The sequence below is a fragment of the Exiguobacterium sp. s141 genome (genome assembly GCF_018618085.1).
Classification (GTDB): Bacteria; Bacillota; Bacilli; order Exiguobacteriales; family Exiguobacteriaceae; genus Exiguobacterium; species Exiguobacterium mexicanum_A.
The window spans coordinates 529,505-547,505 of the sequence record NZ_JACSLJ010000002.1; the positions used below are offsets into that span (position 1 = coordinate 529,505).

Consider the following 18,001-nt stretch of genomic DNA (forward strand, 5'->3'; position numbering starts at 1 on the left):
AGAATATGCAACATCTAGGAGGTTTTTGTTAGTGTCAAAGAAGAAGACAGAGAACGTTAGCGTCTTTGCGCTTGGAGGCGTAGGCGAAATCGGGAAGAACATGTACGTCGTGGAACTAGACGACGACATCTTCGTCATCGATGCCGGCCTTATGTTTCCAGGCGATGAGATGCTCGGGATTGATATTGTCATCCCAGACATTACGTATTTAAAAGAAAATAAAGATCGGGTACGCGCGATTTTCATCACCCATGGTCACGAAGACCATATCGGTGGGCTCAGCTACGTACTCCGTGATTTGAAGCACGTTCCCGTGTATGGGACGAAATTGACGCTCGGTTTAATCGAGCTCAAATTGAAAGAGGCGGGCTTGTTAAAAGAAGTCGACCTCCGATTGATTGACGCCAAAACGAAATTGACTATCGCTGATCATTTCATCACTTTCTTCCGCGTCAACCACTCAATCCCGGACTGTGTCGGTGTCTGCATTCAAACGTCACAAGGCGCCATCGTACACACGGGCGACTTTAAGTTTGATTACACGCCAGTCGATGGGAAACAGTCGGACTTTAACAAGTTGGCAGCCATCGGCCAACGCGGCGTCCTCTGCTTATTGTCAGATTCGACGAATGCGGAACGCCCTGGCCAAACTGGTTCGGAGTCGCTCGTCGGCGCCGAGTTGAACGATGTCATCTATCAAGCTGAGGGCCGCGTCATCGTCGCCTCTTTCGCTTCGAACGTGCACCGTCTTCAACAAGTGTTCGCGGCAGCCGAGGCGAACGACCGCAAAGTCGCCGTCGTCGGTCGCAGCATGGTCAATATCGTCGAAGTGGCGCAGAAGCTCAACTACCTTCGCTTCAAGCCGAAGACGCTCGTCGAGCTGTCGCAAGTGAATCGCTTGCCTGACAACAAAGTCGTCATCTTGACGACCGGTTCGCAAGGCGAGCCGATGGCGGCCTTGACGCGCATGGCGCGCAACGCCCATAAGCAAGTGAACATCCGCTTGAACGACACGGTCGTCATCGCGGCGACACCGATTCCTGGGAACGAGAAGTCCGTCTCGAAGACGATCGACCTTTTGTTCCGCTCAGGAGCGAACGTCATCTATAACCAACGGAAAGTACACGTCTCGGGACACGGTTCGGCCGAAGAGCTCAAGCTCATGCTGAACCTCGTCAAACCGAAGTACTTCCTTCCGATTCACGGAGAATACCGGATGCAGATGGCCCACTCGAAACTCGCCGAGCAAGTCGGTGTGAAATCGAACAACATCTTCATCGTCGAAAAAGGGGATGTCGTCGAGTTCACGGGACGTAAAGCTCGGATGAGCCGGAAAGTACCGGCCGGCAACGTCTTGATCGATGGAATTGGCGTTGGGGACGTCGGGAACATCGTCCTCCGTGACCGTCGTCTCTTGTCACAAGACGGTGTCGTCCTCTGTGTCGTCACGTTGAACCGGAAACAGAAGAAATTGATTTCAGGACCTGAACTCATCTCGCGCGGATTCGTCTATATGCGTGAATCCGAAGAGATGATCTCAGAAGCGAACCGCATCGTCACGAAACAGATCGAGAAGAGTCTCCAGGCTGGAAGTGATTGGACCGAGTTGAAATCAAATATCCGCGAGCGGCTCAGCGTCTACTTGTTCGAACAGACGAAACGTCGTCCGATGATCTTGCCGATCATCATGGAGATTTAAGGAATTGAGATTGAGGCAAAAGTCATCAGACTTTTGCCTCGTTTTTTTAGGAGGAATCTAAGGTGGCACAAAAATCGAGAAAAACTCCGGCGAAGCGGAAGCGACCGACGACAAGGCGTGCGAAAAAACAGCCAATCCCACTACGTACATATGGCTGGGTCATGTTCGTCATGTCGATCACGGCGTTCATCTTCTCCTTGTTCGACTTCGGTTGGGTCGGGAATCAGACGTCACTCCTCGCGACGACGTTATTCGGAGGCTGGGGGGCACTCACGTATTTGGCAATCGCATTCACGTTGCTCGTCTTTTTAAACGAATTTCGTCCGATGCAACGGACGGGCATCCAGTTCCTGTTCGTCTCGTTTCTCATGTTCGGAGATTTGGTATGGGGAGCGGAACGAGGGACGATTAACGGGGCGCTGTATCAGCTCAACCAATACTTGCTCTCCGACTTTGGGATCATCTTTTTAGGCGTGCTCTGCATGATCATCGGGATCTCGCTCTTATCGCCAACGATTTGGCGGACGATCGGGTCGCGCCTGCTCGAAACCGGTATGGCCATCAAACAAGAGTGGCACGACCGGGAGCGGGTCAAACCGGCTCCGGTGTCCAATCGGAAGAAGGCGGTTTCGGCACCGGCAAAAGTTGAATCGAAGCCGGTCGAAGCCGAGCCTGAAGCAGACGCGGTGACGATGCATGACATCCCGATTGTCGGGTTCAGCGAGAAAGTCGTCGCCGAGAAACGTCCGAAAACGGAAGAAGTGGCCTCGACGGAGGAAGTGACGGAGCTACCGACCGAGGACATGATGATGACGGCGCCACAAGACGTGTCGGACACGTATGAATTGCCGACGTTCACCATCCTCAGCGAACCGGTCGTGACCGACTTGTCCGGCGAGAACGCCCGTTTGAAAGCAAATGCGACAAAACTCGTCCAAACGCTCAAATCGTTCGGCGTCGGTGTGAAGGTGTTAAAGATTCATCTTGGTCCGACCGTGACGAAATATGAACTGCAACCGGATATCGGGGTCAAAGTGAGCCGCATCACGTCGCTCAGCGATGACCTTGCCCTTGCGCTTGCCGCCAAAGATATCCGGATCGAGGCACCGATCCCAGGAAAGGCCGCCATCGGGATTGAAGTGCCGAACCAGGAAGTGGCCCCGGTCTGTCTCCGTGAAGTGCTTGAGGCCGATCCGGTCAAGCGGGAGCAGTCGCCGCTCCTCGTCGCCCTTGGGCGCAGCATCAGTGGCGAGACGGTGACGATCGCCTTGAACAAGATGCCGCACTTGCTCGTCGCCGGTTCGACCGGTTCGGGGAAATCGGTCTGCATCAACGGGATGATCGTGTCGCTCTTGATGCGGACGCGTCCTGATGAAGTCCGGCTCATGATGATTGACCCGAAAATGGTCGAGTTGAACGTCTATAACGGTGTCCCGCACTTGTTGACGCCGGTCGTGACGGATCCGAAGAAAGCGGCGCAAGCGCTCAAACAAGTCGTCGCTGAGATGGAGCGGCGCTATGAGCTGTTCAGTCGATACGGCGTCCGGAACATCGAAGGCTATAACGAACTCGTCGATAAGTCGGACGACGAGGACGCGAAGCGTCTGCCGTTCATCGTCGTCATCGTCGATGAGCTCGCCGACTTGATGATGGTCGCCTCGAACGACGTCGAGGACGCGATCATGCGTCTCGCCCAGATGGCTCGGGCAGCTGGCATTCATATGGTACTTGCCACGCAGCGTCCATCGGTCGATGTTATCACCGGTGTCATTAAAGCGAACATCCCGTCACGGATCGCGTTCGCGGTCTCGTCGCAAACGGATTCACGGACGATTCTTGACGGTGGTGGGGCGGAAAAACTGCTCGGACGGGGTGACATGCTCATGCTCGCCAACGGGATGAACAAACCGATTCGTGTCCAAGGTGCGTTCGTCTCGGATCAAGAAGTCGAGACGGTCGTCAATCACGTCATCGCCCAACAACGGGCCCAGTATGTCGAGGCGATGATGCCGAAAGAAGAGGAAGTCACGACGATCGACTCGGACGATTCATTGTTCGAAGAAGTCGTTCAATTCATCTTGACGCAAGAGACGGCTTCCACTTCGATGATTCAAAGAAGATTCCGCATCGGTTATAACCGGGCAGCCCGCTTGATCGATTCACTCGAACAAGCCGGATATGTCGGGCCGTCAGAAGGCTCGAAGCCGCGGAAAGTGCTCATCAACCAACCTGAGGGTTAAAAAATCAAACGAACGATTAGGTATAACAAATCCTAATCGTTCGTTTTTTATCTAATTTTAGATAATCCGGTTCAAACGTGACGATCGGGGTCGACGTCATGTTGGGGCGAACTAATATAGCACATCTGACCTATTTGATTCATTAGGACATACTACTAAAAATGTTGAACCGCTTTCATTTTTTAATACCGTTTTCATTTTACGATTTCTTTTCAAAGCCTGCCAGAACAGGTAATATAGACTATGAAGTGTACATAATCCCTTCACTTTAAAATATTTCCCTGATTCCGAACAAAAAGTATTGCGTTCTATTTCTCGAATCCCTATACTTAATATTGGCAAGGACATTCATACGTCAGATGTCTGAGCACTGGTAAGAAATAGGTAAAGGTGGTGAGGCCCATGTCGATCAAGCTCGATCATCGCTTGCTCTATCTTCGCGTGATTGAGAAAATCAAGCAAGATATCGACGATGGTGTCTATCGTGAAGGAGAGAAACTTCCTTCAGAATTCGAGTTATCGAAGCAACTAGGAGTCAGTCGAGCGACACTCCGGGAAGCACTTCGTATTCTCGAAGACGAGAAATTTGTCGTGCGGAAACATGGCGTCGGGACATTCATCAGTTCAAAACCCCCGTTTACTTCAGGGATTGAAGAGCTGTTCAGCGTCACGGACATGATCATGCGCGCCAAAATGACACCAGGAACGAAAGTGTTGGTGGCCGAAAAGGTTCTAGCGACCGAGAGAGAAGCCGAGCGTTTAAAAATCGAACCGAACTCACCGATTTATCGGATCGTCCGGATTCGATATGCGGATGAGACACCAGTCGTCTACTGTGTCGATAAAATCCCAGCCCATCTCGTCTCGAATCCGAAGGCGTTGACGGAAGGAAAGTCATTGTTTGATGCGCTCGAAAAAGAGGTAGGACGTCGGGTCGCATATGCGATCACGCACATCGAACCGAGTGTGAACGCTGAAATTTCGACGCAACTTCAAACGGACCAACCGTTACTGGCATTGAAACAATTGCATTACGATGAGAGCGACTTACCGCTGCTCGATTCGGCGAACTTTTTCCGAGCGGACCGCTTCGACTTCCACGTCGTTCGCAAACGCGTCTAAGCACGTTCGTTTTATCCGGAAACGGTTATTTTTGGGGAACAGCGTGAAAGCGCTTTCTTATACCGGTGTAAAGACTACTGATGACATGACAACCTTAATTGTTATAATCCGAAAGGGGAAACACGACGATGAACAAGAAAAAAACGATTCTCTCAGCTTTAGCAGCAGGTCTCACACTCTCAACAGTACTCGCAGCATGTGGCGGGGATGACAATGAAGGTGCTTCAAACAACGAAGGCGGCGGCGAAGGTAGCGACTTCAAAGTAGCGATGGTAACCGATACTGGCGGTGTCGACGATAAATCGTTCAACCAATCAGCTTGGGAAGGTCTTACGAAGTTCGGGAAAGACAACAGCTTGACTGAAAACGAAGGCTTCAAATATCTTCAATCATCAAAACAAGCGGACTATCAGCCAAACTTGCAGCAATTGGCACGCGATAACTTCAACTTGATTTACGGAATCGGCTTCTTGATGGGCGAAGACATCAAAAAAGTTGCTGATCAGTTCCCAGACAACAACTTCGCGATCGTCGACATGGTCGTCGATGCGCCGAACGTCGCATCGATCACGTTCAAAGAGCAAGAAGGTTCGTTCCTCGTCGGTGTTGTCGCAGGTCTTACTACGAAAACTGACAAAGTTGGATTCGTCGGCGGCGTTGAGTCTGACTTGATCAAGAAGTTCGAGAACGGTTATAAAGCTGGCGTCATGGCCGTTAACCCGGATGCGACAATCGACGTGAAGTACGCGGAAGACTTCAACTCAGCTGAAAAAGGTACAGCCATCGCTTCGGGTATGTATGGAGCAGGTTCTGATATCGTGTATCACGCAGCAGGTGGTACAGGGGTAGGGGTATTCACAGAAGCGAAAAACCGTAAGAAGAACGGCGAAGATGTATGGGTCATCGGTGTTGACCGTGACCAGTACGAAGAAGGTCTTCCAGAAAACGTAACGCTTACTTCAATGGTAAAACGTGTTGACACGGCTACTTACGAAGTATCGAAACTTGCAATGGAAGATAAGTTCCCTGCCGGCGAAATCGTTGAGTTCTCGTTGAAAGATGATGGCGTAGGGATTGCTGAGACTTCGGATAAGAACGTTGCAGCTGACGTCCTCACAAAAGTTGATGAGTACCGTCAACAGTTGATCGATGGAGACATCACGGCTCCAGCGACTGACGCTGAGTTCGAAGAGTTCATGAAAACAGTAAAATAATTCATTGAGTTAGGGGGGACCCATGCGGTCTCCCTTTACTTAAAGTTAGGGGTGGACTTTCTTGGAATATGTAATTGAAATGCTCAATATTCGCAAAGAGTTCGGAACGTTCGTTGCCAACGACAATATCACCCTCCAATTGCGCAAGGGCGAGATTCATGCGTTGCTCGGCGAGAACGGTGCCGGAAAATCGACGCTCATGAACGTCCTATTCGGTCTTTATCAGCCGGAAGGCGGGGAGATTCGCGTGCGCGGGGAGAAAGTGAACATTGAGAATCCGAACATCGCCAACGACCTTGGAATCGGTATGGTACACCAACACTTCATGCTCGTCGAGAAGTTCACGGTGACCGAGAACATCATCCTCGGCTCAGAGCCAAAGAGTGGATTGACGGTCGACCGGGCCACGGCGCGTAAAAAAGTGATGGACATCTCGGAACAATACGGCCTCCGCATTGATCCGGATGCCAAAATCGAAGATATCTCGGTCGGGATGCAACAACGTGTTGAAATTTTGAAGACGCTCTATCGGGGCGCTGAGATCTTGATTTTTGACGAGCCGACCGCTGTATTGACGCCACAAGAGATTCAAGAACTCATTCAAATCATGAAGCGTTTGATTGAAGAAGGCAAATCGATCATCTTGATCACGCATAAACTGAAAGAGATCATGCAAGTCGCCGATCGCTGTACGGTCATCCGTCGCGGACGTTATATCGGCACCGTCGATATCGATGAGACGGTCAACGAAGACCGTTTGGCTGAAATGATGGTCGGACGTGAAGTTAATTTTGATGCGGAATATTCCAAGGCAGATCCACAGCAAGTCGTCCTCGACGTCCAAAAACTCGTCGTCAAAGACAGTCGCGGGCTCAAAGCCGTCGACGGCTTGGATTTACAGATTCGTTCAGGGGAAATCCTCGGGATTGCCGGGATTGACGGGAACGGACAGACCGAATTGATTGAAGCCATCTCGGGCTTGAAGAAACCCGAGTCTGGAAAAGTGATGTTGAACGGGAAAGACGTGACCGGGTTCACGCCGCGCAAAGTGACGGAGTCTGGTGTCGGCCACATCCCGCAAGACCGGCATAAACATGGCCTCGTCCTCGATTATACGATTCGCGACAACATGGTGCTCCAAACGTATTATAAAGAGCCGTTCTCGAAGCGCGGTTTGATGAACTATAAAGCCGTGGCTGAGAAAGCGAAAGCGTTGATTGAGAAGTTTGACGTCCGAACTCCTTCGGTCGACGTACCTGCCCGTGCCTTGTCGGGTGGTAACCAACAGAAAGCCATCATCGCCCGTGAAGTCGACCGGTCACCTGACTTGTTGATCGCGGCGCAACCGACGCGAGGTCTTGACGTCGGGGCAATCGAATTCATTCATGAACAGCTCATCAAAGAGCGTGAAAAAGGACGCGCCGTCTTGTTGATCTCGTTCGAGCTCGAAGAGATTTTACACGTCGCGGACCGAATCGCCGTCTTGTATGAAGGGAAGATTGTCGGAATCCGTGATCCGAAAGAGACGACGGAGCAGGAACTCGGCTTCTTGATGGCCGGCGGTAAGAGAGGAGAAGAAACAGTATGAATAAGCTAAGTTTTAATCGACTGCTCATCCCACTCTTGTCGATTTTGATGGGTCTCCTCATCGGGGCGATCGTCATGCTCATCGGTGGCTATGACCCGATTCGAGGGTTCTCGTCGTTGTTTGAAGGCATGGTCGGCAGCCCGTACGCAATCGGTGAGACGCTTCGCGCCGCGGCACCGCTCATCTTCTCAGGTTTGGCCGTCGCGTTCGCGTTCCGGACCGGCCTCTTCAACATCGGCGTCGAAGGCCAAGTGTTGATTGGCTGGGTGGCAGCGGTGTATGTCGGGATCAACTTTGACTTGCCGATGTTCATCCACTTGCCGCTCGCGCTTCTCGCGGCCATGTTCGCAGCAGCGCTCTGGGCGTTCGTACCTGGTTTCTTGAAAGCCAAGTTCCACGTCCACGAAGTTATCACATCGATCATGATGAACTATATCGCCTTGTACACGACGAATGCGATTTTGCGCAGTGTCATCGGGGTAACGAACGAACGCACCGAATCCATTAAAGATTCGGCGTCGCTCGCGTCACCGATGCTTCAAGAATTGACGACGTTCTCGCGCTTGCATTGGGGTGTCCTCATCGCCGTGCTCGCAGCGATCGTCTATTACTACATCTTGCAACGGACGACGCTCGGTTATGAGCTTCGTGCCGTCGGTTTCAACAAACACGCATCACAGTACGCAGGAATGAGCGTCAACCGGAACATCATTCTCTCATTCGTCATCTCGGGTATGTTCGCAGGACTCGCAGGGGCGATGGAAGGTCTCGGTACGTTCAACGGCATGACGCTCAGCGCCTCGTTCACCGGAGTCGGTTTTGACGGGATCGCCGTCGCGCTCCTCGGTGCGAACACGGCCGTCGGTGTCGTCTTGGCAGCTATCTTGTTCGCTGGACTCAATATCGGCGGACTCGCGATGCAGCTCGGTGCGAACATCCCATCTGAGCTCGTCAAAGTCATCATCGCCGCGATTGTCATCTTCGTGGCTTCAGGTTACGCCTTTAACTACGTGATTGACAAATTCAAAGGAAATCGTAAGAAAGGAGTGGAGAAAAAATGAGCTTCTTAGAAGTCCTCTACATCGTCGTGCCGGTTGCCTTAGCCTATGCGACTCCACTCATCATCGCGGCGCTCGGCGGCATCTTCAGTGAACGTTCGGGTGTCGTCAACATCGCCTTAGAAGGCATCATGGTCATCGGTGCTGCGACAGGAATTATCACGACGCTCACGTTGACAGATATGGGGCTGGGCGGTCTCAGTCCATGGATCTCACTTTTGGTCGCTATGGTCGTCGGTGCGCTCTTCTCGCTCTTCTTGGCGGTGCCGGCCATCCTTTGGCGGGCTGACCAGACGGTACTCGGGGTCGCGATCAACATGCTCGCGATCGGACTCGCCATCTTCGTCGTCCGTGTGCTTTACAACAAAGGGCAGACCGACTTCATCGAGTTTCGGATTGCCAAAGAGAACGTGCCGATTCTATCGGATATCCCGGTGCTTCGCATGTTCTTCATCAACGTGCAGTACACGTCGTTCATCGCGATCATTCTCGCGTTCGTCGTCTGGTTCGTCATCTTCAAGACACCGTTCGGTCTTCGTCTCCGTTCGGTCGGGGAACACCCGATGGCGGCTGACACGATGGGGATCAACGTCACGAAAATGCGCTTCATGGGCGTCATGCTCTCAGGAGCGTTCGGCGGACTCGCTGGTGCAGTGTACGCTGTCACCGTCACGACAAACTTCAGCGGGACGACGATCGTCGGTCAAGGTTTCTTGGCCATCGCCGCCATGATTTTCGGGAAGTGGAATCCGCTCGGCGCGCTCGGTGCCGGTCTGTTCTTCGGATTCGCCCAAGCGTTGTCGATCATCGGTAGCAACTTGCCGGTCATCAGCAATGTGCCGCAAGTGTTGCTCTTGATTGCGCCGTATGCGCTCACGATCCTTGCCCTCGCAGGTGTCGTCGGACGTGCGGATGCACCGAAATCGGTCGGTATCCCATATATTAAAGGGAAACGCTAATCATCAAAAGGACAAATGTCCATTTCATCCAGGTTGTTTGACGCTTAAGTCAAACAACCTTTTTTGTTATACTGGTGTAGAGGTGAGATAATTGAAAAAATGGTGGCAACTGCTGATCGCCGTCGTGCTGAGCGTTTCGCTCGCGGGCTGCTCCGTCGATGACTGGTTCGCCGAACAAATCGACCCGCCAGAATCGCTCGTCGAACTCGAGTCCGATTTTCCGTCGGCGTCGGTCGCGCAACAAGTCGCACGGCCGCTCGGCAAGACCGAGACGGTCACGCTCGACCGCGTCATCGATGGAGATACGCTCAAAGTCGAGTTTGAGAACGGGGCGACCGAATCGATTCGTCTCTTGCTCGTCGATACGCCAGAGACGAGCCATCCGACGCTGCCGGTCCAACCGTTCGGGGAGGATGCGAAATCATTCGTCGAGCGTTGGCTGCCAGAAGGAGATACGATCACGCTCGAATATGACGTCGGGCGCTACGATCGCTATCAACGGACACTCGCCTACGTCTGGTATGACGAAGTGATGTTGAACGAGGAATTGTTGCGCCGCGGGTTGGCGCGTGTCGCCTATGTGTACGCGCCGAACACGCAACACGTCGATGCGTTTCGGGAGGTCGAGCGGGCCGCGCGTCAGGAATTGCTCGGGATTTGGAGTCTTGAGGACTACGTGACCGGCAACGGCTTCGACCATGAGGCGACCGAGCCGGCCCAGCCGAAACGAGACACGGATGGATGTGACATTAAAGGGAATATCAATCGGGACGGAGAGAAGATTTATCACGTTCCGGGCGGGGCGAGCTATGAACGAACGATTCCAGAAGAGATGTTCTGTACAGAGGAAGAGGCGCGTGAAGCGGGTTTCCGGAAAGCGACGCGATAAAAAAGACATGTGCGCCCTTCAGGCACACATGTCTCTCTTATTCGTACTTGAGTGCGTCGCCGTCGAACGATTCGTCCGCGACTTTAATTGAGTCGGTCGGGCATCCTTCGAATGCGTCCATCAAGTCCTCATACAATTCGTCCGGGACTTCGATCGTGCCCGTGTTGTCGTCCATCAAGTTGAACGCGAGGCCTTCGTCGTCATAGTCGAAGATGTCTGGGGCGGCTGCTCCGCAGGCCCCACATGCGATACATGTATCTTTATCAACAATCGTAAATTTTGCCATTTGTAACCCTCCATACGTTTCGTCTCTCTGCATAGAAATGATTTTCTACTGACTATGAGTAATTGTAGTCTACATACCCAAATATTTCAATGAGGAAACGAATAACGTTTTGGAAGCATAATTTTGACCGAGGAGGTGGAACGATGGTTCATTTAGCGGACGGGGTGTTGTTGCTTTCGATTGAGCGCTTGAAAGGGGAGCGCAGCGAGCGCAGTTTGTTTCATGTGTTGAACGGCAAACGTTCGGCGACGACACTGCAAGATGCCTTTTTTTATGACTTGGAACCAATTTTCGGATTGTTCCCCTATACGAAGTACGACTATGAGAAACTGCTCGCCTCGTTCGAGAAGCGAGGCTGGCTCAACCGTTCGAGCTTCACGTTGACCGAGGCCGGCAAGATGCTCGCTTCGCCGGAGGCGGTCAGTGAGCTGTTCGACCGTCTCGGCGGTGAGTATCGGGACTATACGACGATGACGTGGAAGCGGCTCAGTTTGTTCGTCCAGACGTTCATGTCGCTCGAGCATGAGCGGACGTTCTATCCGGTGCAGGCCGATCGGTTGGCCGAACGCTGGGTCAAACAGATCGTCCGGACCGAGCGGGAGTGGCAACCGCTGATCCACAGCTTTCACCAGGAGCTTGAAACGGCGCTTGAAGAAGTGGGGGACCCGTACGCGACCGCCGTCGTCTATCGGTTCACCGGTGCGTTCGAGACAGGATACACGTATGAACAAATCGCCTCGCTTCTCGATGTCGATGCGCGCACGGCGCGGCTCTATTTTTTGGCCGGGTGGAATGCGCTCCTGTGGAAATTGCCAAGGGATGCCAAGTTGCTTGGCTTCGCGCACGGCTTGTCGAGCGAGCGGATGACGTTGTCGGCGCGCGAGTCGTATGAGCAGTTTTCGGCTGGTCGAACGTTCCAACAAGTCCAGTCCCAGCGACGGTTGCGCACGAGTACGATTGAAGACCACGTCGTCGAGATGGCGATGTATTTAGATGAGTTCCCGCTCGACCAATTTGTTCCGTTTGAGCAAATCAAGCAAGTCGAGCAGTTGCGTGACGAGTCGAGCTGGGCGCTCAAGCCGATTTTTGAACAAATCGACGGGATCAGTTACTATCAAATCCGATTGGTGTTCGCGAGATTGAAACGAGGTGAGACATTTGTTTGAGAAGACGTTGAAGCGGGTGTTCGGCTACGACAGCTTCCGTCCCGGGCAACGGGATGTGATCGAAGCGGTCGCCGACGGCCAGGACGTGTTGGCCATCATGCCGACCGGAGCGGGCAAGTCGTTGACGTTCCAACTCCCGTCTTATCTTAAAAATGACGGGCTGACCATCATCGTGTCACCGCTCTTGTCGCTCATCGAAGATCAGATGCTCCACATCCGTGAACGGGGCGAGCGGGGAGTGGCGCGATTGACATCAATGGAGACGCTCGAGGAGAAACAAGACATCTTGAACCATTTGAAGCGTTATCGCTTCTTATACTTATCGCCCGAACAACTCGCCGTGCCGCACGTGACGCGGGCGCTCGCTCGGACGCGGATTCAAATGCTCGTCGTCGACGAGGCCCACTGTATTTCGCAGTGGGGCCATGAGTTCCGACCTGAGTATGCCCGTCTAGGCGAGTTGCGTAAACAACTCGGTAGCCCGCAGTGCATGGCCGTCACCGCGACGGCTCCGGAAACGGTGAAACGGGATATCATCGAGAAGTTGGCGTTGTTCTCGCCGGCGCAGTTCGTCCATTCGGCAAACCGGGCTGAGATTCGACTCATCGTCGAACGTCTCGAGTCCGAGGACAAGATGCGGCGGTTGAGCGAGCTCGTCCATGACGTCCCGAAACCGGCCGTCATCTATACGGCGACACGGCGTGAAGCCGAAGCACTCGCGCTTCATCTTGACGACGCCTTGTTTTATCACGGTGGCATGTCGACTGAGGACCGCCGGCTCGTACAATCGCAATTTTTGCGAGATGAAGTCGCCATCATGGTATGTACGAGTGCGTTCGGGATGGGTGTGAATAAAGACAACGTCCGTTCGGTCATCCATTATCAAATCCCGGCCACGCTCGAGGCGTACATGCAAGAGATCGGTCGTGCCGGACGAGACGGTGAACCCGCATTTGCCGTCTTGCTCTATGCCGAAGGCGACGAACGCATCCAACAGTTTTTGATCGACCAACAATATCCGAAAGACAAAGACATCCGTCTCGCGTATTTGGAACGCGACAACGGCACGAGTCTGGCCCAACTGCCGCGTCTTTTGCGGTTGAACGAGGAAGACCCGGTCTGGGGATTGTTGAACCAGATGCTCGCCGAGCGGACGCTTGCCGAGGCGATCGATTGGGTAAAAGATAGAAAGCGGGCCCGCTATCGCCAACTCGGACAGATGATGGACTACGCCCTCATCAAGACGTGCCGGCGCGATTACTTGTTGAACTATTTCTCGGAACAACCGGTCAAACAAGCCGATTGTTGCGACGTGTGTGGGGAGATCGTATTCCCGCCGTCGGTTCAAATTGTGTCTAAAAATGTGACAGATTGGAAACATCGTTTATCTCGTATCTTCTCCTTTGATTGATATCATAGTAAAATGATAAAAAAGGTAAAGGAGGGCACACGTTGCGACATCGGAACCAAGCGGACTCACTTCGTGAACAAGTGGTGGACACGTTGCCGTCTCGCGCTGAAAGACAAGAGCATGAGCGGAAAGAAAAATTGAACGACAATTGGCTGAAACGGCCGCTCGCTATGATGCTGACATTGACGATGTTTGCCATTATTCTCGTATTTTTATATATAGGTCGTCATACAATATTTTTCTGACAATACGACGGGGACGTCGTATTTTTTTATGAGCAATCTCTGTTTTGTCGAACCAATCGCACAATCTCACCAATTTCTCACAGGAATTGCACAATAAAACAGGTAAAGCGCTTCAGATGGGTCTATACTAAATAAGAAGAACTTGTAGGAAAGGAGGGGCTGCTGTGCCGAAGTACTCCATCAAGACGGTCGCGTCACTCACCGGAGTCAACCCGACCACGATCCGAGCGTGGGAACGACGCTATCAATTCATCGTTCCAAGCCGGACCGAATCCGGTCATCGATTGTATTCCGACCAAGACGTCGAGAAAATCAAATGGGTCGTTGAAAAACAACGGGAAGGCTTGACCGTTTCCCAAGCGATTCAACAACTTCATGAAGCCCCGAAGCCGAAGCCTGCCCGCCTCTATGACGAGGAGCTCATGGACGGGTTGCTCGAGGCGTTACTTTCATTTGACGAACGCAAGGCGCACGATTTGATCAATCGTGCCTTTAATACGTTCAGCTTTGAGAAGGTCACGAAAGATATCATTGGTCCGTTGTTGGTGGAGATCGGGACGCGTTGGGAGAATGGGGACATCACGATCGCGCATGAGCATTTTGCGACCGCTTTTTTGCGGGCCCGATTGTCGACCCTCTCGCTGCAGATGCCGATGAATCCATTTTTACCGCGGATCATTTGTGTGTGTGCCCCGGGTGAGATGCACGAGATCGGTCTGTTGTTCGTGACGCTTTATTTGCGTCAGTATGGATACGACGTGATTTTCCTTGGTGCGGGCTTCCCGAAAGAGGATTTAAATGAGGCGTTGCACGATATCCACGCCAAGTGCTTGATCTTCTCCTGTACGTTGACGGAACATCTCGAGGACCTGAAAGAGGCGATGCGATTTATCCAAGCGGATCATCCCGATCTCGTCATCGGGGCCGGCGGATATGCCGTCAGCCTTCACGCGTCCGAGTTTGAGTCGGCCTTCCTTGGAGATACGCCCGAGGCATGGACCGAGTGGTTGTCAACTATTTGACAGGTTGCACAAACGAGAGTAGCTTATAAAGTAGGATTGATTAATCTTTGGAGGTTTTCGTTTGAGATTTGAAAAGCAAACTAAAGAACATTTAAGGGTATATTTGACGGCGAGTGACCTTTCGATTCGAGGGATTGCCATCGATACGATCGTTGGCGAGAGTGGTCAAGACTTGTGGCGGGAATTGCTCGAGACGGCGGAAGCGGAATTCGGTTTCATGCCCCAAGGCACCGTCGACTTGAACGTGACAATGTTTCCCCGTGATGGGCTCGTCATCGACGTCCAAAAAGTCGAGGCAGCCGTCCCGGATGCGGATCAAGAACAAGTCGAGATCCGTTTGACGATCGATGTGATTCATCATCTGATTTATCAGTTTGATGATATCGAGGACGTCATCAACGCCTCGGTCCGTCTGTTCCCGCACATGCAGGATACAGAACAGGGCGGGGCGCTCTACCATTATGACGGACACTATTATTTACACTTCGTCGAAGTGCTCAAACCGGACGTCGAAGAGCGGTTGGCCGCCATCTTGTCGGAATACGGCCGCACGACGACCGTCAGCCCTTACGTCATGATGGAGTATGGCAAGACGATTCAAACTGAACAAGCCGTGAAACAGCTGTACGATACGTTCGCGTAAGTATGGCTTTTTTACTGTTCTGTTTCTATTGTTTTCGGCCGACACATGGTATGATAAAACTTGAATTTTTGAGAAGTTAGCCGAAGGAGAGATTTGATGAAAGTCGCGGTATTATATGGTGGTGTATCAGGTGAGCGGGAAGTGTCGCTCACGAGTGGTAAAGGAATGATTGAAGCGCTCGAAGCACGGGGTCACGACGTCGTGGCGATTGATTTTCACCCGGACCGGGCCAATGAGCTGTTGACGCTTCAAGCCGACGTCGTCGTCAGCGCCCTGCATGGCAAATACGGCGAAGATGGCCGTGTTCAGTCGCTCTTAGAGATGGCCGGATTGCCGTACACGGGGTCGGGCGTTTTGGCATCAGCGCTTGCGATGGACAAAGCCCGTGCGAAAATTATTTTCGCCGCTGCCGGCATTCGCATCGCCCGTGACGTCCTCATCGAGTCGGGCGACGACATCGACGCAAAAATTGTCGAGTGGGGCAGTGAGTTTCCATGTGTCGTCAAGCCGGCCCAAGAAGGGTCATCGAACGGATTGACGATCGCGATGGACGAAGCGATGCTCCGTGAAGGGATTGATAAAGCGTTCGCGTGCGATACGGCTGTCTTGGTCGAGCAATATATTAAAGGCCGTGAGTTGACGGTACCTGTCCTTGGGAATCACGGGGCTGAGGCCGCACTCCCGGTCATCGAGATCATCCCGAAAAATGAATTTTATGACTATGAGTCGAAGTATTCAGAAGGTGGATCGATTCACGTTTGTCCGGCCGAGTTGCCGGACGCGTTGACTGAAGAAGTTCAAACGGCTGCCATCAAAGCGCACCGTGCCCTCGGTTGCAGCGGTTATTCTCGTTCGGACTTCCTCGTCTCTGAAGATGGGCTCGCTTATATTTTAGAGACGAACACGCTTCCGGGTATGACACCGCTCAGCTTGTTCCCGGACAGCGCCCGGGCCGTCGGGATCTCGTACGGTGAGCTGTTAGAGCGATTCATCGAACTGGCACTAGAAAAGTAAGAAGGGAATTCCCCCTTCTTTTTTCATTTTAGAAAACGCTTTCATTATTTTTGTAAAAGCCTTTCAAATTGGGCGCGTATCAGCTATACTTTTAAACGAATACGAGGTTGATTCTTGGGGGAGAATTGACAATTTAGGGGAGGAAACCTTCATGATTACGGATCAAGAAAAAGGTCATCAAAAACGAAAAAACATCCTTGAATCGACACAAGAAGTGATACACGAGGCGCTTGATAAGCTCGGGTATCCAGAAGAGATGTATGAGCTCTTGAAAGAGCCACTTCGGATGTTGACCGTCCGCATCCCGGTACGTATGGATGACGGATCGACAAAGATTTTCACAGGATACCGGGCGCAACATAATGACGCGGTCGGACCGACGAAAGGTGGGATTCGCTTCCACCCGAGCGTGACGGAGGTCGAAGTGAAGGCGTTGTCGGTCTGGATGAGCTTGAAGGCCGGAATTGTCGACCTTCCATACGGTGGCGGTAAAGGTGGGATCGTCTGTGATCCGCGTGAGATGAGTTTCCGTGAAATCGAACGATTGAGCCGGGGTTATGTCCGAGCCATCAGTCAAATCGTCGGACCGACGAAAGATATCCCAGCGCCGGACGTGTTCACGAACTCGCAAATCATGGCGTGGATGATGGATGAGTATAGCCGCATCGATGAATTCAATTCGCCGGGCTTCATCACTGGTAAACCGCTCGTGCTCGGTGGCTCGCATGGACGTGAGACGGCGACGGCAAAAGGTGTCGCCATCATGATCCGGGAAGCGGCGCTGCGCCGTGGAATCGAATTGAAAGGGGCACGTGTCGTCGTCCAAGGGTTCGGGAATGCTGGTAGCTTCTTGTCGAAGTTCATGCATGACGCCGGGGCGAAAGTGATCGCCGTCAGCGATGCATATGGTGCAATCCACGATGAGAACGGGCTCGATATCCCGTATCTTCTCGATCGTCGAGATTCGTTCGGGACGATCTCGACGCTCTTCAAGAACACGATCTCGAACAAAGAAATGTTAGAACTCGACTGCGACATCTTGGTCCCGGCCGCGATCGAGAACCAAATCACCGAAGACAACGCCGACAACATCAAGGCGTCCATCGTCGTCGAGGCCGCCAACGGACCGACGACGAACGAAGCGACCCGCATCTTGACAGAGCGCGGCATCCTGCTTGTCCCGGATGTGCTCGCTTCGAGCGGTGGGGTAACCGTCTCGTATTTCGAATGGGTTCAAAACAACCAAGGATACTATTGGACGGAAGAGGAAGTGGAAGAGAAGCTTGAGAAAGTGCTCGTTCACTCGTTCAATACGGTATACAATACTTCGTCGGCCCGTAAGGTCGACATGCGTCTCGCCGCCTATATGGTCGGTGTACGCAAGATGGCGGAAGCATCGCGTTTCCGCGGTTGGGTATAATTAAACAGCAAAAAGAGGGAGAACC

16 protein-coding genes are annotated in these 18,001 nt (G+C 52.5%); 15 read left to right on the forward strand and 1 reads right to left on the reverse strand.

Annotation, left to right across the window (positions count from 1 at the left end; translation table 11 throughout):
- The first annotated feature begins 31 nt into the window (after positions 1-31).
- From KNP74_RS07245 to KNP74_RS07280, 8 genes are all read left to right on the forward strand, one after another.
- Positions 32-1,699, forward strand: a complete 1,668-nt coding sequence (locus KNP74_RS07245) for a ribonuclease J (protein ID WP_034777292.1) — start codon at positions 32-34, stop codon at positions 1,697-1,699.
- A 62-nt stretch (positions 1,700-1,761) separates the two neighbouring features.
- Positions 1,762-3,939 carry a DNA translocase FtsK gene (locus KNP74_RS15100; protein ID WP_214763896.1) on the forward strand — a complete coding sequence of 726 codons (2,178 nt, stop codon included), beginning with the start codon at positions 1,762-1,764 and terminating at the stop codon, positions 3,937-3,939.
- Between the two features lie 402 nt (positions 3,940-4,341).
- Positions 4,342-5,061: a GntR family transcriptional regulator gene (locus KNP74_RS07255; RefSeq protein ID WP_034777294.1), complete on the forward strand. Its 720-nt coding sequence runs from the start codon at positions 4,342-4,344 to the stop codon at positions 5,059-5,061.
- A 128-nt stretch (positions 5,062-5,189) separates the two neighbouring features.
- Complete coding sequence (locus KNP74_RS07260; RefSeq protein ID WP_214763897.1) at positions 5,190-6,275, forward strand: BMP family lipoprotein; 1,086 nt, start codon at positions 5,190-5,192, stop codon at positions 6,273-6,275.
- 61 nt (positions 6,276-6,336) lie between these two features.
- A complete protein-coding gene (locus tag KNP74_RS07265; protein WP_138859574.1) occupies positions 6,337-7,863 on the forward strand; it encodes an ABC transporter ATP-binding protein in 1,527 nt (508 codons plus the stop codon).
- Entirely contained in the window at positions 7,860-8,924 is a 1,065-nt protein-coding gene (locus KNP74_RS07270; RefSeq protein ID WP_138859573.1) for an ABC transporter permease, read from the forward strand. Before KNP74_RS07265 ends, KNP74_RS07270 begins: the two co-directional genes overlap by 4 nt.
- Positions 8,921-9,880: an ABC transporter permease gene (locus KNP74_RS07275; RefSeq protein WP_034777299.1), complete on the forward strand. Its 960-nt coding sequence runs from the start codon at positions 8,921-8,923 to the stop codon at positions 9,878-9,880. The genes KNP74_RS07270 and KNP74_RS07275 overlap by 4 nt, the downstream gene beginning before the upstream one ends.
- A 91-nt stretch (positions 9,881-9,971) precedes the next feature.
- Complete coding sequence (locus KNP74_RS07280; RefSeq protein ID WP_214763898.1) at positions 9,972-10,769, forward strand: thermonuclease family protein; 798 nt, start codon at positions 9,972-9,974, stop codon at positions 10,767-10,769.
- Between the two features lie 37 nt (positions 10,770-10,806).
- Here the strand turns inward: KNP74_RS07280 and KNP74_RS07285 are convergent, their stop codons facing one another.
- The gene (locus tag KNP74_RS07285) at positions 10,807-11,055 is read right to left on the reverse strand and encodes a ferredoxin (RefSeq protein WP_021067177.1); all 249 of its coding nucleotides are present in this window, start codon (positions 11,053-11,055) and stop codon (positions 10,807-10,809) included.
- Positions 11,056-11,198: 143 nt separating this feature from the next.
- Here KNP74_RS07285 and KNP74_RS07290 point away from each other — a divergent pair, with 143 nt between their 5' ends.
- The 7 genes from KNP74_RS07290 (at position 11,199) to KNP74_RS07320 (ending at position 17,976) form a co-directional block, all read left to right on the forward strand.
- On the forward strand, positions 11,199-12,221 hold the full coding sequence (locus KNP74_RS07290; RefSeq protein ID WP_232939409.1) for a YpbB family protein: 1,023 nt from the start codon (positions 11,199-11,201) through the stop codon (positions 12,219-12,221).
- Complete coding sequence (locus tag KNP74_RS07295; protein ID WP_214763899.1) at positions 12,205-13,632, forward strand: RecQ family ATP-dependent DNA helicase; 1,428 nt, start codon at positions 12,205-12,207, stop codon at positions 13,630-13,632. The genes KNP74_RS07290 and KNP74_RS07295 overlap by 17 nt, the downstream gene beginning before the upstream one ends.
- A gap of 41 nt (positions 13,633-13,673) precedes the next feature.
- Positions 13,674-13,877 (forward strand): hypothetical protein, encoded by a 204-nt coding sequence (locus KNP74_RS07300; protein ID WP_034777302.1) that lies wholly within the window; start codon positions 13,674-13,676, stop codon positions 13,875-13,877.
- Between the two features lie 164 nt (positions 13,878-14,041).
- Positions 14,042-14,899, forward strand: coding sequence for a MerR family transcriptional regulator (locus KNP74_RS15105; RefSeq protein WP_138859571.1), 858 nt, complete (start codon positions 14,042-14,044; stop codon positions 14,897-14,899).
- Between the two features lie 61 nt (positions 14,900-14,960).
- On the forward strand, positions 14,961-15,542 hold the full coding sequence (locus KNP74_RS07310) for an adaptor protein MecA (protein WP_034777305.1): 582 nt from the start codon (positions 14,961-14,963) through the stop codon (positions 15,540-15,542).
- Positions 15,543-15,638: 96 nt separating this feature from the next.
- Complete coding sequence (locus KNP74_RS07315; protein ID WP_034777306.1) at positions 15,639-16,556, forward strand: D-alanine--D-alanine ligase; 918 nt, start codon at positions 15,639-15,641, stop codon at positions 16,554-16,556.
- A gap of 151 nt (positions 16,557-16,707) precedes the next feature.
- Positions 16,708-17,976: a Glu/Leu/Phe/Val family dehydrogenase gene (locus tag KNP74_RS07320; RefSeq protein WP_021067184.1), complete on the forward strand. Its 1,269-nt coding sequence runs from the start codon at positions 16,708-16,710 to the stop codon at positions 17,974-17,976.
- Positions 17,977-18,001 lie beyond the last annotated feature (25 nt).